General features: G+C 43.8%; 17 protein-coding genes. 7 read left to right on the top strand and 10 right to left on the bottom strand.

All coding sequences use genetic code 11. From position 1 onward, the window contains the following. Window positions 1-321: 321 nt before the first annotated feature. From AC51G0_RS19355 to AC51G0_RS19330, 6 genes are all read right to left on the bottom strand, one after another. Window positions 322-621 (bottom strand): DUF406 family protein, encoded by a 300-nt coding sequence (locus tag AC51G0_RS19355; protein WP_496303285.1) that lies wholly within the window; start codon window positions 619-621, stop codon window positions 322-324. A gap of 61 nt (window positions 622-682) precedes the next feature. Continuing rightward, window positions 683-1144, bottom strand: a complete 462-nt coding sequence (locus AC51G0_RS19350; protein ID WP_496303284.1) for a hypothetical protein — start codon at window positions 1142-1144, stop codon at window positions 683-685. Window positions 1145-1461: 317 nt separating this feature from the next. Then, a complete protein-coding gene (gene glpK, locus AC51G0_RS19345) occupies window positions 1462-2967 on the bottom strand; it encodes a glycerol kinase GlpK (protein ID WP_496303283.1) in 1506 nt (501 codons plus the stop codon). A gap of 20 nt (window positions 2968-2987) precedes the next feature. Further along, complete coding sequence (locus AC51G0_RS19340; protein WP_496303282.1) at window positions 2988-3851, bottom strand: MIP/aquaporin family protein; 864 nt, start codon at window positions 3849-3851, stop codon at window positions 2988-2990. 559 nt (window positions 3852-4410) lie between these two features. After that, window positions 4411-6336 carry a RecQ family ATP-dependent DNA helicase gene (locus AC51G0_RS19335; protein WP_496303281.1) on the bottom strand — a complete coding sequence of 642 codons (1926 nt, stop codon included), beginning with the start codon at window positions 6334-6336 and terminating at the stop codon, window positions 4411-4413. Between the two features lie 165 nt (window positions 6337-6501). Continuing rightward, a complete protein-coding gene (locus AC51G0_RS19330) occupies window positions 6502-8067 on the bottom strand; it encodes a methyl-accepting chemotaxis protein (protein WP_496303280.1) in 1566 nt (521 codons plus the stop codon). Window positions 8068-8681: 614 nt separating this feature from the next. On the opposite strand from AC51G0_RS19330, the gene AC51G0_RS19325 reads away from it, so the two are divergent. The 3 genes from AC51G0_RS19325 (at window position 8682) to AC51G0_RS19315 (ending at window position 11936) form a co-directional block, all read left to right on the top strand. Continuing rightward, window positions 8682-10145, top strand: coding sequence for a methyl-accepting chemotaxis protein (locus AC51G0_RS19325; RefSeq protein ID WP_496303279.1), 1464 nt, complete (start codon window positions 8682-8684; stop codon window positions 10143-10145). A 397-nt stretch (window positions 10146-10542) separates the two neighbouring features. Continuing rightward, entirely contained in the window at window positions 10543-11487 is a 945-nt protein-coding gene (locus AC51G0_RS19320; protein WP_496303278.1) for an SPFH domain-containing protein, read from the top strand. Continuing rightward, window positions 11484-11936 carry an NfeD family protein gene (locus AC51G0_RS19315; RefSeq protein WP_496303277.1) on the top strand — a complete coding sequence of 151 codons (453 nt, stop codon included), beginning with the start codon at window positions 11484-11486 and terminating at the stop codon, window positions 11934-11936. The genes AC51G0_RS19320 and AC51G0_RS19315 overlap by 4 nt, the downstream gene beginning before the upstream one ends. Before the next feature lie 121 nt (window positions 11937-12057). Here AC51G0_RS19315 and AC51G0_RS19310 read toward each other — a convergent pair whose 3' ends face one another. Next, the gene (locus AC51G0_RS19310) at window positions 12058-12618 is read right to left on the bottom strand and encodes an ankyrin repeat domain-containing protein (protein ID WP_496303276.1); all 561 of its coding nucleotides are present in this window, start codon (window positions 12616-12618) and stop codon (window positions 12058-12060) included. 71 nt (window positions 12619-12689) lie between these two features. Continuing rightward, window positions 12690-14204, bottom strand: a complete 1515-nt coding sequence (locus AC51G0_RS19305; protein ID WP_496303275.1) for a catalase — start codon at window positions 14202-14204, stop codon at window positions 12690-12692. Window positions 14205-15060: 856 nt separating this feature from the next. Between AC51G0_RS19305 and AC51G0_RS19300 the strand changes: the two genes are divergently transcribed. The 4 genes from AC51G0_RS19300 (at window position 15061) to AC51G0_RS19285 (ending at window position 19069) form a co-directional block, all read left to right on the top strand. Beyond that, a complete protein-coding gene (locus AC51G0_RS19300) occupies window positions 15061-15900 on the top strand; it encodes a 2OG-Fe(II) oxygenase family protein (RefSeq protein WP_496303274.1) in 840 nt (279 codons plus the stop codon). Between the two features lie 299 nt (window positions 15901-16199). After that, entirely contained in the window at window positions 16200-16418 is a 219-nt protein-coding gene (locus AC51G0_RS19295) for a hypothetical protein (protein WP_496303273.1), read from the top strand. Window positions 16419-16836: 418 nt separating this feature from the next. Next, window positions 16837-18369 carry an ATP-binding protein gene (locus tag AC51G0_RS19290; protein ID WP_496303272.1) on the top strand — a complete coding sequence of 511 codons (1533 nt, stop codon included), beginning with the start codon at window positions 16837-16839 and terminating at the stop codon, window positions 18367-18369. A gap of 7 nt (window positions 18370-18376) precedes the next feature. Then, entirely contained in the window at window positions 18377-19069 is a 693-nt protein-coding gene (locus AC51G0_RS19285) for a response regulator (protein ID WP_496303271.1), read from the top strand. A 201-nt stretch (window positions 19070-19270) separates the two neighbouring features. Here AC51G0_RS19285 and AC51G0_RS19280 read toward each other — a convergent pair whose 3' ends face one another. Together AC51G0_RS19280 and AC51G0_RS19275 are read right to left on the bottom strand one after the other, a co-directional pair. Then, window positions 19271-19738: a hypothetical protein gene (locus AC51G0_RS19280; protein WP_496303270.1), complete on the bottom strand. Its 468-nt coding sequence runs from the start codon at window positions 19736-19738 to the stop codon at window positions 19271-19273. 5 nt (window positions 19739-19743) lie between these two features. Further along, window positions 19744-20085, bottom strand: a complete 342-nt coding sequence (locus tag AC51G0_RS19275; protein ID WP_496303269.1) for a hypothetical protein — start codon at window positions 20083-20085, stop codon at window positions 19744-19746. Window positions 20086-20213: the final 128 nt, after the last annotated feature.

The following is a 20213-nucleotide window of genomic DNA, read 5'->3' as shown; positions in this document are numbered from 1 at the left end:
TGCCTTGTGATTCATAATATGCTGTTATTTTCATACAAAATGAACAGTATTACCAGTAATTAATGCGCATTAAGCATCCATGTGCGCATAATTAATACTAGTTACAAAAGAATTACTTTGCATGTCAGACCAGTTAACTGGTTAATCATCCTTGATTGACGGCAATTCACTATGCCAGATGTAAATATAGTTTGTTATGGCAATAAAAAAAGCCAATTCCATAGGGGAATTGGCTTTTGTCTGAAATTTAGTATTTTGTATGGAAATTACATCAACTTAGGCAAACAAAGCGACTGCTTAAGCGCGGTGTTCCATCAACCACTATTTTGCAATTGAGCGGCTTTTCAGTTCAAAAATCAGTTTTTCAGCACTGCATTCAAACTGGATACGTGCAACTAATTCCTGGCTGTCTTCAGTCAGTGGCGTCACTTCATGCTTGTAGTTGGCATTGACTTCGTTTGCTAGAGCCAGGTAGTTCTCCAATTCGGTTTCAAGCGCGTCTTTACCGTTGGCATAGATTTGTACTTCAGCGACATCATCACCTTCTTTGATGATAAAACCCATCTCCGCAGATACACCACAGGCTTCACATGCTTGGTACTCTAGATCTTCGTTTGACATGACTTTCTCTTTATCCCCATTGATATTATGAGGGTATTTTAAAACTTCGTGACCAAGATCGCTATTTATTAATAGTAAAAAGTTTGTTTGTAGCATGACGTTTTACATACCAGGTACCATAACAGGGGCCATTGGGTAGATGCCACTTACCTTCGATTGTGTGTTGATTTGCCTTGCCGACAAAACGGTAGTCCCAGCGGTAATTGTTGGCATACAGCACCAAATCACCGTTTTCGGCAATCCATCCTTCAAGGAGTGTTGAGTTGTATTTTAACTTCAATGAAGCCTTGCCAGCCTTTACCACACCAGTAATTGCCGTTGGGCTACAAATTTTGTCGCCACTTGTATCAAATCGTTCTCCCACCCATTGGCCGTCGAAAGCCTGAGAAACGACAAAGCCGGGTTCTGCCGGTAGTTTAGGGAAAGTGTCCTTTGTGTTTGTTGTTTGGTTTTTTACGCCACCGAGCTGGAAGATGATCAGAGCAAGCACAGCTACAACTATCAATACCATTCCCTTGTTCATATTGGCTCCTTTATGAGGGCAGGCGAGGGTAACATTGGAAGTTACTCCAGTATCAAAGCCATTTTGGTTCTGGTATCGGAGAAGGGCAATAGAGCTGTGCTGATAGTGCGACCATGTTGTTATTTCACCTGAAAGCGTATGTGGCGTATTACTATTATTTATAATCTGCCTCGAGAAGAGGTAAGAATTATTACAACTCTTTCTGTACCTATGTTAGTACATGAAAAAATTACGATTTTTTATGCTAAACGTCACTTTTACTAAGATCAAAATAGCCCATCACAAACGTGATGGGCTATTAGTGTGTGAAGCCTGAATTAGTGTTCGATCCAACCTCTAGAGCTTGCTACTGCGCGCTTCCAACCAGAATATCGGCGCTCTCTTTTCTCTTGGTCACCATCTGGAATGAATAGTCGGTCTAATTGTGCTTTTTCTTTTACCTCGTTCAAATCATCCCAGAATCCAACTGCGAGGCCTGCCAGGTATGCTGCACCTAATGCAGTAACTTCTGTCACTACCGGGCGATGAACTTCGGTATCAAGCAAATCAGCTTGGAATTGCATCAAGAAGTTGTTGGCAACAGCACCACCGTCAACCTTCAGGCTATCTAGATGAATACCAGAGTCAGCCTGCATTGCATCAAGTACATCACGCGTCTGATAAGCAATACTCTCAAGGGTTGCTCGGATGATGTGGTTGGCATTTACACCACGAGTAAGGCCAACAATGGTTCCGCGAGCATAGGCATCCCAATAAGGAGCACCAAGGCCGGTGAAGGCTGGAACCACATAAGCACCGTTAGATGTGGCGACTTTTTCAGCAAAGTATTCAGTATCGCTGGCATCGGTGATCAGCTTTAGCTCATCACGTAGCCACTGGATAGAAGCACCTGCCATAAATACAGCACCTTCTAGTGCATAGCTGACATCACCGTCTGGGCCACAAGCCAGGGTTGTCAGAAGGCCGTTGGAAGATGTTACTTTAGAATTGCCAGTATTCATCAGCAAGAAACAGCCAGTGCCATAGGTGTTTTTGGCTTCACCTTCGTTCACACACATCTGGCCAAACAGTGCAGCCTGCTGATCCCCGGCAATACCAGCAATAGGGATACGGGTTCCGCCTTTACCACCAAGGTTTGCCATGCCATAAACTTCAGATGATTTCTTCACTGAAGGCATCATGCTCAGTGGGATATCAAATTCTGATAGTAGTTTTTCGTCCCACTCCAGCGTATTGATATTGAACAGCATTGTGCGAGATGCATTGGTATAGTCAGTAACATGCACTTTACCTTGGGTCATCTTCCAGGTCAGCCAGGTATCCACTGTTCCGAATAGTAGCTCGCCAGCTTCCGCTTTTTCTCTAGCGCCTTCTACATTGTCTAAGATCCATTTTACTTTTGTACCCGAGAAATAAGGGTCCAACACTAAGCCAGTATTTTCTTTAACGTAGTCTTCAAGGCCGCGAGATTTCAATTCTTCACAAATCTCGGCTGTTCGACGGCACTGCCATACAATAGCGTTGTAAACGGGTTTTCCGGTTGCCTTCTCCCAGACAACGGTTGTCTCACGCTGATTGGTAATGCCGATTGCTGCAACTTCATCAGTGCTGATCTCGGCTTTGGCCAACGCTTCAACAAGCGTTGAGCTTTGTGTCGCATAAATTTCTAGCGGATCATGCTCAACCCAGCCAGCATGAGGATAAATCTGGGTAAATTCACGTTGTGCAGAGCTGACGATGTTGGCATCGTGATCGAGGATAACGGCACGTGAGCTAGTTGTTCCCTGGTCAAGAGCGACAATGTATTTTTTCTCGGTGGTCATAGTGATTTCCTTTTCTACAATTATGCTTTGTCAGCAATTTCTGCGTTATTTGTTTCAGCGTTGTATTGAGCTTGCTCTGTGTCAGTGTTGTCTGCTTGCGGCAGATAAAGTGCGATTGCTTTTGGATATAGCCAGGCACCGAATGAAGCACCAATGATTGGAGCAAAGATAGGAACAATAAAGTATGGAATGTCTTTACCACCTGTCAGGGCGACATCTCCCCAACCCGCTAGGAAGGCAAAGAATTTAGGACCGAAGTCACGTGCCGGGTTCATGGCAAAACCGGTTAGTGGACCAAGCGAGCCGCCAATAACAGCAATTAGGATGCCGATTAGCAAAGGCCCCATGGCGCCACGGGGTGTGCCATTTTTCTCATCAGTAATACCAAGAATGGCGAACATCAGCACAGCTGTGATAACAACTTCGACGGCAAAAGCACCACTGAATGACAAAGCAGAATGGGGGTAGGTTGAGAAGATCCCAGCGGTAGCCAGGCTGGCTTCGGTACCACGAATAATTTGGTTAGTTGCTTCGTATTCAGTAAATAGGTTGCTATATAGGAAGTAAACTAAAGCTGCCGAGCTAAATGCGCCTAACAACTGTGCAGCAATGTAAGGGGCAACCTTGCGTTTGTCGAAACCATGGAATAAAGCCAGGGCAATCGTCACGGCCGGGTTAATGTGTGCACCTGATACACCTGCTGTACAGTAGATAGCTATAGTGACACCTAAGCCCCACGTAATGCTGATTTCCCATTGTCCGAAGTTGGCGCCTGCCAGTACCAGGGCTGCGACGCATCCAACACCAAAAAATATCAGTAATCCCGTACCAATAAATTCTGCGATGCATTCTCCGGTAAGTGTTTTTCTATCTTGATTACTCATAAGAGTTCCTCTTCATTGACGTATATTCGTCCTTGCTTGTTGTTCAGATGTTTCTGTGTAACATCTGTGTAACGGAATATAAGCCAGAACAAGATGAAATGTACATAAGTCGACATGGTTATTTTCGAATTGGAGCAAAATATGTGATGGAGATCGCTCACTCGAGCATTTTAATGGTGGCTCGTCACCACTAAAGGGTTATCAATTTTAACAAAAAAATAGCTCGGCAGATGTTTGCTTTATGCTCTCTCATTATTTAGCGTATAGTTTTGAAAAATAGGCGTAAACATCGCCATTAGTCTGTAAGATATGTGTGCCGCAGAGAAACTGTAGGTTTCGCTCATAACGAACATTTATATCTGTTTTAGAATTGCGCTCGATAACGAACATTAGTGCGTTGGGATGAGGGGGAAGGAAATCGTGGCGTTGAGGTTACATCCATAGATGCTAAGTGTTCTTTTCAGCTTTCGATAGGGGTTGGTATTGATGTTAGTGGCGAGCTTCTGGCCGAACCTGATTTTCAGGCTCGGCCAAATAGTTAACAACTAACAAGAAAGGCTCACGCCAAATAGGGGTAAATGCCTGCTACCAGAGTTTGGGTCTGCTGGAAAGGGTAGGACTCAAGCTTGGCAAACCCAGTCATCTGGCGGGCTTTTACCTTAGTATTCAAAGGTGAGGTCATTCCGCATAAGAAACGGGTCACTGCTGCCGCGGAGGGTTGTGCAGGGCATGCCGAGATGAATGGATCACACCAGGCTTTAAGCGCATTATCAGAAATGTCAGGCAACTGTGTATTGCCCGGTAGAGCAGCAATATGGCCGCGGCAGACAGAGCAGTGCCCGCATTGTTCCGGTGCTTTAGTATCCGCAAAGTAGCTTGCCAGGATATGGCTTAGGCACTGGCTGCTCTCGAAGAAACTCAGCATACGGGTAATACGTTCAATCTCGCTGTTCTCTTTCTTCTGGAACAGCTCATAGAGGCTTGCAGCCTGCTCTTGAATATTGAAGTGCGGGTTCTGCACTCGGTACACATCTGTCATCTGCTTGCTTTCAAGCTCGATCCAGCCTTTTTCACTGAAGTAATCGATAGCAGCAACTACCCGTTTGCGCTCTGTCTGGCTGCTTTGCCATAGCGCATCAAAATCAACGGTGTGCCAGGTCCGCGCTTTGGGGGAGCAGGCAAATATCTGATTGACAAACTGTTGGCGCTCGCCTTGAAACTGCCCAATGATCGATTGTTGATCCATGAGCAGCTTGAAACGGTAATCGGCAAAATAAGTGTACTGAGGCTCGATGATCTGGTGCATTTCCAGATAGACGAGCAGGGTTTTTAGTGGCAAAAGGCGAATGTTACTGTCTTTGGACAGGCGAGATAACATCACTTCCCATTGGCCTGGGCTGGCTTGGATTTGAGTCAGAACCGATTCAATTGCGGCCTGATCAGGCGTATCACCGTAGACAAAGTTCTCAAGGACATTCAGCCCTGATTTGTTGGCGAGAACGGTGCACTGCGAAGCTTGTCCGTCACGTCCGGCTCGGCCAATCTCCTGGCTATAGTTTTCAATCGATTTCGGTAAATCATAGTGAACGACCCGGCGAATATTGGCTTTGTCGATCCCCATTCCAAAGGCGATTGTCGCAATGATGCAGTGATGCTTGCCAGACATGAAAGCCTGCTGGATTTGCTGTCTTTGTTCTGAATCCATACCAGCGTGATAGGCCTGAGTACGGTATCCCTGCTGGTTTAGCCAGTTGGCTAAGTGTTCGGCGGTTTTCTGCAAGGTGACATAAACAATAGTTGGTTGCTCAGGAGCTTGTTCTAGTTGGTTCAACAAGGTGTGCTGTTTATCGTCTTCTGCTGTTGGGGCGATGGTAAGATCGAGGTTGTGACGATAGAAACCGGTAACAACAATATTGCTCTCATCAATGGCAAATTTCTGGCTCATATCTTCAATAACAGCCGGAGTTGCGGTAGCGGTGAGCAACAGTACCTGAGGGATATTCAACCATTGACGGTGATTGGGCAGCTTGAGGTAGTCCGGGCGGAAGTTATGTCCCCATTCCGAGATACAGTGAGCCTCATCGACAACCAGTAATGAAATCGGCACCTGTGAGATAAATTGGCGGAAACGTTCGTTGTTGAGCCTTTCAACCGAAATCATCAGAACTTTGATTTCACTGTTTCTCACACCCTGCATGACTTGCTGGCTTTCGTCCCAGCTCTGGCTTGAGTCAATTGAAGCGGCGGGAATGTTTTTGCTATGAAGAAAATCGAGCTGATCTTTCATCAGTGCCAGCAATGGTGAAATAACCAGTGTCAGATGAGGTAGCTGGATAGCAGGTAACTGATAACATAATGATTTTCCAGACCCTGTCGGGAAAATAGCACAAGCCGATTCACCCTGTAATATTTGGGTGATGACTTCTTCTTGTCCCGGACGAAGGCTGTCGAAGCCAAAGTAGTTTTTCAGTGTTTGCTGGTACATGAATAAAGATAACTCTTAGCATAATTGAACAGCGATAATAGCGTACCTGAGAGCGGGACTGTAGCTGAGCGATACAAAAAATTTGAATTAGTGGCGGGGGATCTAACTGACTTGAAAAGCGTTGCTGCCACAACGTGTTGAATTGCGTTATGGCAGCAGAGTTAGCTACTTCTCTTCGAAACGTGCTGCAAGGTGGTGAAAGTCATCGACTTTGTTTTTAAGTACGGTACTGCTTTGTTCTACTTGTTCGACTTCATTGAGGTTTTGCTGGGAGGCTTCAGCAATCGCATGGATATGTTGGCTCGTTTGCTCAGATAAGCGCTCTTGTTCTGAGGCCGATGATGATACCTGGCCGACAAGTTGATTGATTGCCTGCATTTTTTCTTCAACCAGCTCTAGGCATTCAGCTCCTTTGGCTGCAATGTCGACGCACTCGTTGGTTTTATCTCGGTTGTTTTCAATCAGCGACTGCCAGTCGTTAATCGTTGCCATCATTTGCTCGATGCTAGATTGGATTTGTTCTGTTGCCGTTTGGGTTCGTGATGACAGGGCACGTACCTCGTCAGCGACAACCGCAAAACCGCGTCCGTGCTCACCTGCGCGGGCGGCCTCGATGGCTGCGTTGAGTGCCAGTAGGTTTGTTTGATCGGCAATGCCACTGATTTCCGACATCACGGTACTGACATTGCTGGCTTCACTACTTAGCTGGTGGGTTGCAGCTGTAGCTTGTTCAGCTTGTGCCGATAAGGTCTGTAGGCTGCTTTGAGTTGAGTCCAGCTGTACTCGGGTTTGATCGCAATGAGTACGGGTTTCACCTAATAGTGTGTCGCTGTCACCGGCGTGCGAGGCGACAGAGCGCGCTGAATCAGCGATATCGTTCATCGCGTTAGCGACGCGGTGAATATTGCTGTTCTGGGTTGAAATGGCTTGGTTAACCCGGTTGGCTGAATCACTAAGCTGATCCGCAAGATCATGAAGAGGTGCTGCTGAATCAGTCATTCTTCCTAATACGGTACGAATACGCGCTGAGGCCATTTTTAGTCGGTAATCAGCAACAGAGAACTTATCACTGCCAGAAAAAATGAGTCGGCTGATACTGTCATAGCGTTGCTGTAATTCTTTAAGGCGTAGCGGGGTATCAAATAGCTCCTGTCGGAACAGGAGCCCGATAACAGCCAATGGCGCAAGCATAAGTGCGTTTTGTAGGTTGATACCATCATTAAGCAAGCTTGTCGCGGCTGGTAATGCGCATGCAGCTGCCAATGCACAATATTTAAGGCTGCCAGGAAGAGAAAAAGCCGCTTTTCGCCCACGTTGCTCAGCTTTCAACAGCTGCTGATAGGCTTTGGTAGCAACTTGAACCCATTGTGATTTAGGTTTAACGCGAACTGATTGATAGCCAGTGATTTGCCCATTTTCATAAATTGGCGTGACATAGGCATCGACCCAGTAATAGCCACCACTCTTAGCTTGGTTTTTAACAATACCACGCCACGCTTTGCCATCACGTAAACAGGCCCATAAATCGGCGAACGCTGCTTTAGGCATATCAGGGTGACGGATAATATTGTGGTTCTGGCCGATTAGCTCATGTTCACTGTAGCCTGCAACCCGGCAAAAAGAGGGGTTACAGTAGGTGATCACACCTTTTAAGTTGGTAGTAGAGACAAGTTGTTCGCCTTCAGGAAAGGTAATTTCATTGGGATTTGAAAAAATGTTGCTTGCTGACATTCTAATTGAGCCTGAAATGGTCGGTACTTATTTAGAGGTACCTTGTTATAAAATCGGCTAATGAAAGCACATTATGATATTGCATATCAATATATTAATGGCTTTTTGATTGATAGTGTTAATTATGACAGCTTTTGAGCAATTAATGGCCCGCAAAGTTGTTTGGTTAAAAGAATTAGTCACCAACTTAATCTTTTGATAAATAATGAATTTTATTGAATGTGTCAGTGATTTGACGTCTTGGTGACGATTATTTGCTGTTAATGGAGATTTGCTTGTTTTACGCTCAATAATTAGAGCGCTCTTTTTATGCTCTAGGTTATATCCACTTCGATCTTTTTTGCGATAGTACTGATCAGGTTAGATTGGTCGTTATTAGTGTCTAGCTTATTGATGTGTTGCGATGAGATAAATAAGGTTTCACTTCGTTAAATATGAGTTTTTACTATGAGTCATTATTGGCTCAATATTTAATTTATCATCTAAAATAAGTCGCCGTAATTCAATTTAAGTATATTAATCATGGTGTTGCGTGTTATGTGGCTAGCGGTGATGGTTATAATCGTTATTGTGTCTCTTATTTTTACAGCATTAATATGCTCAGGGAAAATAAAATGTTGTGGTTAAAAAATATATCGTTTCGGTTGAAATTTGTCGTTCCTATTGTATTCGTGATTTGTTTGTTCACGGCGCTGTTTGCTCTTATTGCCATCGTTTCAAAAGATCAGGCTAGGGTAGGGGCGATCCTTACTGATGAAATGCAACCTGTTTTGGAACAACTAGAAGATGGGTACCGTGATATTTACCAAGTTATTACGGCTGGTCAGGGAGTCATTCTTGCAGACGGTAAACCGGATCAGCTTCGTTATCATCAGGATGAATTCCAAGATAATGCAACGAAGGTATTACCTCGATTGCTTTCAGCAAAGCGCTTAATTGATATTGGTTTTATTGATAAAGGCAACAAGCAGAGATTACAAAATTTGGAGGCTGCATACCTAAATTGGGTTAGCCATTATCAAACGATCGTCGAACACCCGGATTATGCCACCATTTATTATCAGAATAATCGTGTGCAGATGGATCGGGACTTTGAAAAATTACGAAGTTTGTTCCTTGATCTTAGAAGAGAAATACAACTGGCACAGAACACGTTGAAGGCTCAAGTTGATGAAGAGGTGCAACAGGCAACTGTTATTCTTGAAGTGGGCATTGTTGTTGCGATTATTGCTTCTCTGTTGATTGCCTGGTTGATGTCGGGATTACTTATAGCTCCGTTAAAACGCTTGTCGAGAGCAATGGATGATATAGCAACAGGAGAAGGCGATCTTACCCAGCGAATAGTGGTTGAAAGCAATGATGAAATTGGTCAGCTAGCTAGATCATTTAATGAGTTTGTCTCTAAGATTCACCGAACGGTAGCAGAAGTTGCGTTGACAATGGAAGCCGTGCAAGTTGAAACACAGCAAATACAGAAAGAGACAGAGGGAGTGTTGGTTAATGCAACGAGCCAGCAAGAGGAGAGCTCGCACGTTGCAACGGCTGTTCATGAAATGAGTGCCACTAGTGATAATGTTAGCCAACATGCCAATGAAGCTGCCCAGGCAAGCAAAAATGCTAGCTCGGAATCAGAAACAGCCAAGGGGATATTGGCGAGTGCTGTGTTGTCTATCCATCAGCTGGCAGACGAGATTGAATCATCAAGTGTTGTGATTAGTCACCTTGAGCGTGATGTTGGCAATATCGTTTCCATACTAGATGTAATTCGAGGTATTGCGGATCAAACTAATTTGCTTGCATTGAATGCTGCGATTGAAGCCGCACGTGCTGGTGAACAAGGAAGAGGCTTTGCGGTTGTAGCTGATGAAGTCCGCACGCTGGCGAGTAAAACTCAAGATAGCACTGGCGAGATCCAAGTTATGATTGAGCGGCTCCAGCAAGGTGCCCGTGAAGCGGTACAAGCAATGGATAGTAGCCGTGAAAGCGGCACAAGTACTGTTGAGCATGCTAATACTGCCAACGAGTCGATAGATACCATTAGCCATTCAATTAACATCATTAGTGAAATGAACTTATAGATAGCGGCGGCTGCGGCACAGCAAAGCCAGGTTAGTGAAGATATCAATAGCAATGTTCAGAAAATTGCAGGTCAAAGTCAGGAAATGGTCTGCAAGGTTCAAACGGCTGAACAAGCCTTTGAATCCTTGGCCAAGCAATGTAAAGCGTTGGAGCGATTGATTGGCCAGTTCAGAACCTAAGCTTTTAAGAAGTAAGCTAAAGCATCCGCAATAGCGGATGTTTTTTTATTAGGGTATTTAAGGTTCTTTGTTTGTTTCATAGTAGGAACTGAAACTAGGTCTTGTTGTATGTTAAATGTCACCTTATCTCGAGCTAAGTCAATATTAGACAGTATGAATATTCAATAGGTTAAGGTATTCTCCTAGTTAATGAACGGTGTTTGTTAAGGAGCAAGTAATGCCATACGATACGTTAGTAACAGTTGGAGTCTTTATTGTTGTTGCAATTGTGTTTATTGCCTCCGGGGTAAAAACAGTTGCTCAGGGCAATGAGTGGACCGTAGAGCGGTTTGGTCGCTATACCAAGACACTCCGGCCCGGATTAAATCTTATCGTGCCTTTTATTGATCGTATTGGTAATAAAATTAATATGATGGAGAGGGTGCTTGATGTTCCGGCGCAGGAAGTTATTTCACGTGATAATGCCAATGTCATGATTGATGCGGTCTGTTTCGTTCAGGTTGTTGATGCTGCGAAAGCAGCCTACGAGGTTAATGACCTTGAGCATGCGATCCGCAACCTTACCCTGACCAATATCCGTACCGTGCTAGGTTCGATGGAGCTTGATGAAATGCTGTCACAGCGTGACAGGATTAATAGTCAGTTACTGACGATTGTCGATCAGGCGACCAATCCATGGGGAGTGAAAGTTACCCGTATAGAGATTCGTGATGTTCAGCCGCCAGCAGATTTGACAGCGGCAATGAACGCACAAATGAAAGCCGAGCGTAACAAACGAGCCGAGGTTTTAGAGGCCGAAGGTGTACGACAGGCTGAGATCCTACGTGCCGAAGGCCATAAACAGTCGGAGATCTTACGTGCAGAAGGGGATAAGCAGGCTGCAATTCTTCAGGCAGAAGCCCGTGAACGTGCAGCTGAAGCTGAGGCGCGTGCAACCACTATGGTATCGGATGCAATTGCCCAAGGTGACGTACAGGCTGTCAATTATTTTATTGCACAAGGCTATACCGACGCGCTCAAATCGATAGGTCAGGCCGAAAATGGTAAAATTATAATGTTACCACTTGAAGCGACGGGCCTGATGGGATCGGTTGCAGGTATTGCAGAGCTACTTAGCCAGTCCAAGCAGGGTGAATCGGTAAGTAAAGGAACAAAGGTATGATAACACTGCTAGAGCAAATGAATTTCTGGAATTGGATAGCGTTAGGTCTTGCGCTATTGCTACTTGAACTATTGGGTACTGCCGGGTATCTGCTCTGGCTGGGCGTATCGGCGTTACTCGTTGGGGCGATATTGTCGGTTATACCGATGAGCTGGTCTTTGCAATGGCTGACCTTCGCGGTGTTCTCGCTTTTTGCTACCTGGCTTTGGTGGCGGTATCAGCACAAGAGAGATCGTGTTGATGATCAAGATAGAACGCTCAATCAGCGAACAGAGCAAATGATAGGACAAACATGCATATTGGATCAGGCCCTACCTGTCGCACAGGGACGTATTAAGCTGGGAGATACCTCGTGGTTGGCAAAAACAGAGCAGCCTATTGAAGCTGGCACGCTAGTAGAAGTCGTGGCGGTGGAAGGAATAACCTTGGTGATCCGGGCGAAAAAATAGCAGTGTCTATTGAGAGAAGAGCCGTGCGTAGCATGGCTCTTTTTTTTCTGTAATGGAAGGTATGTAATAGCACTACTTGACTAGGGACCATAACAAAGCAAAAGCTACTTTGTCAGATAGATTATTGCTGAGATTTAATTCTTTGTGCCGAGTTACCGCTTTTATCTTCAAGAGTAAGCTCTGCACCTCGTGAAATCAGCAATTGTGTTAGCTCAGTACGGCCAAATAAGGTTGAGTACATTAAGGCAGTTTGGCCAGCATTATTTTGCTGATTAGTATCGCAATCGGTATTTAGCAACAGGTGGGCAATTTTTAATTCGCCCTTAAAAATTGCGGCCATTAAAGCGGTATTACCTTTGTTGTCCTGTGCACAGGCATTTGCGCCATATTCTAAGAGCTTATTAACGGCATTTAATCTGCCGTTGTAACTGGCAATCATTAATGCGGTATAACCTTTCTGATTTTTTGCTTCTATTGGCATTCCTGCCGTCAAAAAGGCTTCTAATACTTCAATTTCGCTAGTGCGAGCAGCAGCATGGAAATAAGCCCTTATCTCATTTTGTGAATTATGCTCAGCTGTTTCAATTGTATGAGTACTAGCATTGGCTTTAGGTAATAGTAAAGCCAAGGCCATGGATACAATAGCTAGAGGTTGGATAAATTTCTTAATAACAATTGACATCTGAAGAACCTTAATATGAACTAATGCGATAGAAGAACTATCGCATTAGTTTTATTTATTATCAGGTAAGTTTAGTGAGTGGCTGCAATACGCTTTACTTCATCAATATCACCGTTAACCGCTTTAGTAAGGCGGGTGCCATAATCCTTATCTGCTTTATAAGTAAAGCTGAGGATCTTATGTTTAGTTTTTACATCTTTTACTGCACCTAGATCTCCAGCTAAATTAGAAATTAAGTTGTTCTGCTCACTCTTGGTAAAGCTACGGTATAGTTCACCTGCCTGGGCGAAGTTCAACTGTTTATCAATACTTGCCTGCTGGACTGTACCTGTTAATTTCGTATTACTATGTCGTGCTTTGCTATCTTCTGACACAAGATCGTGACTTGGTTGATAGTTTATATCAGAGCGAGTATTACCATAGTTAGCAGTACCGTCTTGGTTGTAATTAACCACTTTGATTTTTGGTTGGTTAATTGGTAATTGCTGGTGGTTGGCACCTAGACGGTACATTTGAGTATCGGCATAAGAGAATACCCGTCCCTGTAGCAATCTATCTTCAGATGGTTCGATGCCAGGGATCAAGTTAGCAGGGGCCATTGCAACTTGTTCGCTTTCCTGGAAGAAGTTATCAGGCATGCGGTTTAGTGTCATCGTCCCCACTTTGGTTTCGCTGATATCAGACCATATTTTAGTTGCATCAAGCGGGTTGTAGTCGTGGTTATTTAAGTCACTTGGTTTCATGACTTTAATGTATAGATCCCACTGAGGGAAGTTACCCATAGCAATGTTGTCATACAGATCTCTTGTCATGTGCTGGAAGTCTTTAGATTGAACCTCAGCAAGCTGATTGCTGTCGAGGTTCTCAATACCTTGACGGCTCTTCCAGTGGAACTTAACGTAGTTCACTTCACCTTTGTCGTTGATCATTTTATAAGCATGAACACCAAAACCATCCATCTCGCGGTAGCTGGCAGGTGTACCATGGTCACTGTACACCCAAGTCAGCATGTGAGTAGCGCCAGGTTCATGAGAGAAAAAGTCAAAGAAACGGTTCGGATCTTGAATGTTTCTTACAGGTGATGGTTTCAATGAGTGCACCATATCCGGGAACTTAATTGCATCACGAATAAAGAATACCGGTAAATTATTACCCACTAGATCCCAGTTACCTTCAGCGGTATAGAATTTAGTTGCAAAACCTCGTGGATCACGCAGCGTTTCAGGGCTGCCTTTACCATGGACAACAGATGAAAAACGAACAAAAACAGGTGTTTCTTTTCCTTTGCTCACAAAAGGATCAGCACTTGTGATGTTGCTGAAATCCGTAGTGGCAACAAAGGTACCATGTGCGCCAGTGCCTCGTGCATGTACAACCCGCTCAGGAATACGTTCGCGGGCAAAGCGCTGTAGTTTTTGAATAAGTTGTACATCTTCTAATAAAACACTGCCTTGACTGCCCGCGGTGATAGAGTTTTGGTTATCCCCGACAGCTGCACCATTATCGCGAGTTAGAGTTTCGGCATTGATGTTAAAAGCCGTTGCCATGCTAAGAGCGACTACCAAGAATTTTTGTTTAAATTTCATTCTATTATTACCTGTTAGAATTAACGTGTTTCGGGGGCACTCTATATTCTGAAGGGTAATTAATAAAATAGGTGATATCTATAGATTCAATAGTCATAAGCTATTAAGGTCGGTTAAGCATAATATCGGGTAATATTAATAACTGGAGCGCTGGAAATAGTTGCAGTTAGTGTCTGTTTTAATCGTAACGGTTGACTTTTCATCTCCTGTTAATGATTTTATTTAGTCAACTTATAGCTCGTCTATCGATATGTTTTTTATAACTGAACAATGTTTTGTACTGTGTTTAATCAACCTGTTAGCAGAAGTTTTATATTCCAAAAGAATTGGTTTGATTTGTTATGCATTCAGTTTAGATTATTTATTGATAAAGAGTCAGGAGTGTAAGCAGTGCCTAAAAATAAAATTTGTGTGATTGATAAATAAGAAAGCTAGATTTCCATTATCTAGATAATGAAATTAGTCAAAACCGAAATTTCTGAACATGACATCATATTGGTAATTTGTCCAATAAGGCTTTTATCGTTGCAAGAATTAATATGCATCTACTCTATAGGCTATCCAGTATCAAGAGATCGGAAAATGCTTCAGTCTACTAAAGCTCAAAACTACACCTGTATGAAATGGCGCGCAAACGGTTGGGCAATCGATTCATTGTTTCCTGTTGTAAACTGAGTGTTTCCACATATGTTATGTTTCGATCTTGTTACAGGCCCCCGTAACCCATAAAATCCGCTCTAATAATAACGATTTCATTGTTCATGATATGTCCACGAAGTGTTCATGTCATGCCCATGAAAATCGATCAGAAGAAAGTTTCAGTCAATAACAACCAGTCAGTCAAAGAAGAAGTACTATGAAATTGGAAGCAGTCGATTATACCGCAGAAAACGCCGAAGAATTATTTGTCGAGTCACTGCGCAATACCGGTTTTGGTGTCCTGAAAAACCACCCGATCCAGCAGAAATTGGTTAGCTCAATTTATGAAAACTGGAGCGAGTTTTTCAACAGCGATGAGAAGGGTAACTTCCGCTTTAACGTTGAGACCCAAGATGGTTTCTTCCCATCAGAAGTATCTGAAGTCGCTAAGGGTCATACCAAAAAAGACATCAAGGAATATTTCCACTATTACCCGTGGGGCCAGTGCCCTGAAGCACTGAAAGCCGAGCTTCAGAATTACTACGAAGAAGCGAACAAGTTAGCATCAGAGTTGCTTTCATGGGTAGAAAAGCACTCACCGGCAGATGTTTCCAAACTCTATTCACAGTCGCTTTCAAGCATGATTGATGGCAGCTCCCAAACTCTGTTACGTGTACTGCATTACCCGCCGCTAAAAGGTGATGAAGAGCTGGGGGCTATCCGTGCCGGCGCACATGAAGATATCAACCTGCTAACTGTTTTGCCGGCGGCAAATGAGCCTGGACTACAGGTGAAGAGCAAAGAAGGTGACTGGCTGGATGTGCCTTGTGACTTCGGCAACCTGATCATCAATATCGGAGACATGCTGCAGGAAGCGTCAGGGGGTTATTTCCCTTCTACAACCCACCGTGTGATTAACCCTGAAGGTGCTGATAAGACAAAGGCTCGTATCTCGCTGCCGCTGTTTCTGCACCCGAAACCGGAAGTGGTTCTGTCAGAGCGCCATACGGCAAACAGCTACCTGATGGAGCGCCTGCGTGAGCTGGGCGTGATTTAAGTTATTCCTGTTGTTGAGAAAACGCCAGCCATTAGGGCTGGCGTTTTTTTGTGGCCATAACCGTAAATTTTTACTCTATTTCCATTTTTATTGCACATTTCATCCCTAATTCATCCTCACTTTCTTCTTAATATAACAGCCAATCGATAACACAATGACAGTGTTGTTCATATGAGTAATAGAATCGATTTCTAGCGGCTTTTAAGGTAGCAACCTAGAAATATGATCTGCTGTAAGTTACTTGGATATTTTCAACTAACTAAATAAGAGCAGGCGAAGCCTGTTGGTAAGGAAGCACAATGACTAAGTATATTGCAATTGCAGTAGCTTTTTTCAACATCTATCTGGCGGTAAGGCTAGAAGACATATGGATGATTATTTATGCCGTATTTGGTTTTTTTTTAGTGATAGTTGCATTTATTCTAGATGCTACATCAAAGAATTACTATGAGAAGCCAAATAGAAAAAGAACGCTTTATGAAAATTTCTTTTCCCAACAGAATAACAGTATGCGCTAGGTTGCAATTTGGCCTGATTGCTTGAACTCAAACTTTCGTAAGGATGAGATGATGCCTAAGTACTTTGCCTTGCTATTATCTTTGGTTTGCCTGCTATCCTCTTGGTTTTTAGACGAAATTATCCTGACGGTAACTTTTGCTGTTAGCTTTATGGCATTGCTTTATGTCGCTATCCAAGATGGGATCAAGTCCCAAAAGAGGAAAAAGCGAACATATTTTATTTACTATTAGCGAGGTAGCTGCCAGCTGAACCTCTTTATTATATGTCTTCTTTGCGGTGATTTGGCTTTATACTAGTCTCCTTGCTGGAGCCGGTGGTTTGTTGGTTAGGATGGGGTTTATCATCAATAGAATGGAAGCGATATTACGAAAATTGGCAAGCGGTGCGCAAAGCCATATACGGTTTAAGGCGATCGTCATGATAGTGGCCACTACTTTAATTGGCTCTGTCACGCTAATACTATTGACCAAGGTCACCATGGACAAGGGCTTTCTTCGCTATGTAAACAGCGAAGAGCAGGCTAGGGTAGAGCAGCTCACAGTGTTGCTAGAGCAGAACTTACCGGGTTATTTAGAAAACGGAAGCAACCCTCATCGCTGGTGGCCAAGCCTGGTTAACTCGACTTACCCTGAAGGCTCCGAACAGTGGGACCGCCCGGTGTCTGAGTATAGTTTTGAGCAGAATGAAAGGCCTGGTCGGCCTGGGCCACCAGGATTTGGTGAACGCCGTCCGCCGCCTCCCCGTTTTCAAGATGGAGAGTTTAGGCCTGGTCCTCCTGGTGATCTTTCTGGCCAGGACTTTCCACCGCCAAGACCTCCTGGGCCTCCCGGGCGCGCTGGTGGTAGCCAGATGGAGTTTGAGCATCGTGTAATGCTATTGGATGCAGATAAAAACCGGATAATCGGTCCCCCTCATCATCCCGATGAAGTGTTGTATCCTATTTATCACCAAGACAAGCTCATTGCCTATTTGGGTCATATTCCACAGAAAAGTTTAGTGGAGGCGACAGAAGTCCAATTTGTCGAAGAGTTCAACTACAGCTTGCTCTGGATATGGGCTATTTCCTGCGGTATTACATTGGCTGTTGCCTACCCTTGGGCCAGTTCACTGATAAAGACCATCGAAGTGTTCAATAATGGAGTGAGGCAGTTGGCTCAGGGCACTTACGGTACCCGGGTGACGATCGAGCGCAAAGATGAGCTGGGGCAACTTGCGAGTGATATTAACCATTTGGCTAGCGTGTTGGAGCGTAATCAACAAGCGCGCCAGCAGTGGATTGCGGATATATCACATGAGCTGCGTAACCCACTTGCTATTATGCAGGCTGAAGTTGAAGCGGTGCAGGATGGTGTGCGAGAAAACAGCGATTCTACGATTAAGTCGCTACATCATAACGTGACTCATTTATCACACTTGGTCAATGATCTCTATGAGTTGTCAATGAGTGATATCGGTGCGCTGAGCTATAGCAAATACAAAGCGTCGCCAGTTGCCCTGCTTGAGCAATGTGTCGACTTGTATCGTGATGCCTTTGATGAGAAAGAGTTGAACTTAGCACTGATTTTCGATGGTGATTGCCGGAAGATGAAAGCGCTGACACTGAACCTGGATCAGATCCGGATCCAACAGCTATTTTCGAATTTACTGAAGAATTCATTGAAATACACAGACATTGGCGGCGAACTTGAAGTCGTATGTGCTGCTACGAAAGATAATAAGTTAGTTATAGAGTTTAATGATTCATCCCCTGGCTTGTCTGACAGCGATCTGGAGCAGGTATTTGAGCGGCTCTATCGTGTTGACCCGTCTCGACATCGAAATACAACCGGAGGGGCAGGGTTGGGTTTGTCTATTTGTCATAGCATCGCTGAGGCGCACGGCATGACACTGTCAGCATCGCATTCAACGCTGGGTGGGGTGAGTATGAAAGTCGTGATCACTTGGGAGTAAAAGTGTGATGGAACATATTTTAGTTGTCGAAGATGAAGTGCAGCTGGCCGCATTGACAGAAGATTACCTAAAGGCATCTGGATATCAGACAAGTGCATTGCATGAAGGCTTGCAGGTTGTTGACTGGGTAAGGGCAAATGAACCAGCACTAGTTTTGCTAGATTGCATGCTGCCGGGTAAAGATGGTGTTGCGATATGTCGGGAAATTAGAACATTCTCTAATGTGCCGATAATCATGGTAACCGCGAAAGTGGATGAAATAGATAGGCTAATTGGGCTCGAGATTGGTGCCGATGACTATATCTGTAAGCCTTGTAGTTTGCGTGAGGTTGTCGCCCGGGTGAAGGCTGTTTTGCGGCGACATGCCGTTATTCCAGATAACTTTCAGCCAGACTCAGCTTCTTCCCAGCAGGATGCTGTGTTACAGCTGGATAAGTCGCGTTTTAAAGCACAGCTAAAAGGGTGCGATCTTGACTTAACGGCCGTTGAATTTGCCATGCTAGATATTCTAGCCGCCTCGCCGGGGCGGGTGTATTCCAGAGCGCAGCTGATGGAAGCCATCTACCGGGACAACAGGATTGTCAGCGAGCGTACTATCGATAGCCATATCAAGAAATTGCGAAAGAAGTTTACCGAGGTTCAGCCCGATCACGAGCTGATTCATTCTGTGTATGGCGCCGGGTATAAGCTTGAGTATTAGGCTTGAGGTAAATACAAAAAAGGCAGCAAGCGCGAAAAGTTGTTCCCAGTTCGATAGCCCTAAAAGGTTGTCGAACTGACCCAATCGTCAATGATGATTTTATAGGCGCTGAATTTGGCTTGGGGTTGCTCTGTGGTGTAATTAACAGGATCGATGGTTTCTTAAGTATGCCTCTCCTGTTTAATTCTTCGATGAAACTCATTACTTAAGCATTATACCAAAAGGATTCCCTCTTACACCTTTACCCATAATTTTTTCCGCCAAACCAACACTATTCATAACCATAAAGAAAAAAGTGCAATTACATGAATGCCCCGCAGGTAGAGCTTTTGAATCATAAACTTCCGGCATAAATCGTTTTAAGTCATTGGTTGTGATACTCGAGCCTGAAAATTCAGTAAAGGTAGAAAACATATCTGGTATAGAAAGGTATATTGTCGACGTAGATCTTTTATAACCAACTTTATAGGTTAATACTTTCTTCACTTTCGACGTGCCACCACCTGGATAATGAAATGTATCACCATCAGATAATGCATTTTTAATTAAATCTTGGAACTTTTGATAATCCATTTCAACCTCATAACTACCTAAAATTGTATTAAACAGCGCCAAGTGGTGACCAAAAGTAAAGAGAGAGCCTAAATTTAGACCAGATTCTTGCGACAAGCGGTTTAAACAGATCTATTTAATTTATGAATAGCTTTATATTTGGTTTCTGCCTCATTGGTGGCATTTCCACATAGGTTGATGAGTTCATCATCGAATGGTTTTCCATTTTCAACGCGCTTCTTAATTTCCATTAGAAATGAGCGCTCAGTTGACTCAGCAATCTCTAGAACCAATAAGTCACGATTAAGCGTGATACTCATTACTTTCAATACCAATATTCCAATTAACGATGTTAGAGAGCTTATCATCACCATTTTAGGGTTATGGTAGAAATGTATTGAGATTAATATTCCACCAAGAAGCATTATCCTTGCTATATTGTTTACAACTTTTATAACATTCATATGTGTAGTCCAATGATTTAAAATTGGCTTGAAGAGATTAAACATTTACAACTTCTGTGCTTCATCATAGTAATGGTAAAAATGACCTTTCTTCTGTTTTGTGTTCGTTCGAGCATTTGATGGTGATA

This window comes from Photobacterium sp. HL06 (assembly GCF_059552575.1).
The sequence above is the reverse complement of the archived record's forward strand: the minus strand, read 5'-3'. Positions and strand labels throughout refer to the sequence as shown.

Bases quoted from the DNA above. Each gene is read 5' to 3' on its own strand.
- AC51G0_RS19285 (WP_496303271.1), top strand. From the start codon at position 18,377: ATGGAACATATTTTAGTTGTCGAAGATGAAGTGCAGCTGGCCGCATTG.
- AC51G0_RS19300 (WP_496303274.1), top strand. From the start codon at position 15,061: ATGAAATTGGAAGCAGTCGATTATACCGCAGAAAACGCCGAAGAATTA.
- AC51G0_RS19325 (WP_496303279.1), top strand. From the start codon at position 8,682: ATGTTGTGGTTAAAAAATATATCGTTTCGGTTGAAATTTGTCGTTCCT.
- glpK (WP_496303283.1), bottom strand. From the start codon at position 2,967: ATGACCACCGAGAAAAAATACATTGTCGCTCTTGACCAGGGAACAACT.
- AC51G0_RS19315 (WP_496303277.1), top strand. From the start codon at position 11,484: ATGATAACACTGCTAGAGCAAATGAATTTCTGGAATTGGATAGCGTTA.
- AC51G0_RS19275 (WP_496303269.1), bottom strand. From the start codon at position 20,085: ATGAATGTTATAAAAGTTGTAAACAATATAGCAAGGATAATGCTTCTT.
- AC51G0_RS19340 (WP_496303282.1), bottom strand. From the start codon at position 3,851: ATGAGTAATCAAGATAGAAAAACACTTACCGGAGAATGCATCGCAGAA.
- AC51G0_RS19290 (WP_496303272.1), top strand. From the start codon at position 16,837: ATGATAGTGGCCACTACTTTAATTGGCTCTGTCACGCTAATACTATTG.
- AC51G0_RS19350 (WP_496303284.1), bottom strand. From the start codon at position 1,144: ATGAACAAGGGAATGGTATTGATAGTTGTAGCTGTGCTTGCTCTGATC.
- AC51G0_RS19310 (WP_496303276.1), bottom strand. From the start codon at position 12,618: ATGTCAATTGTTATTAAGAAATTTATCCAACCTCTAGCTATTGTATCC.
- AC51G0_RS19355 (WP_496303285.1), bottom strand. From the start codon at position 621: ATGTCAAACGAAGATCTAGAGTACCAAGCATGTGAAGCCTGTGGTGTA.
- AC51G0_RS19305 (WP_496303275.1), bottom strand. From the start codon at position 14,204: ATGAAATTTAAACAAAAATTCTTGGTAGTCGCTCTTAGCATGGCAACG.
- AC51G0_RS19320 (WP_496303278.1), top strand. From the start codon at position 10,543: ATGCCATACGATACGTTAGTAACAGTTGGAGTCTTTATTGTTGTTGCA.
- AC51G0_RS19295 (WP_496303273.1), top strand. From the start codon at position 16,200: ATGACTAAGTATATTGCAATTGCAGTAGCTTTTTTCAACATCTATCTG.
- AC51G0_RS19335 (WP_496303281.1), bottom strand. From the start codon at position 6,336: ATGTACCAGCAAACACTGAAAAACTACTTTGGCTTCGACAGCCTTCGT.
- AC51G0_RS19330 (WP_496303280.1), bottom strand. From the start codon at position 8,067: ATGTCAGCAAGCAACATTTTTTCAAATCCCAATGAAATTACCTTTCCT.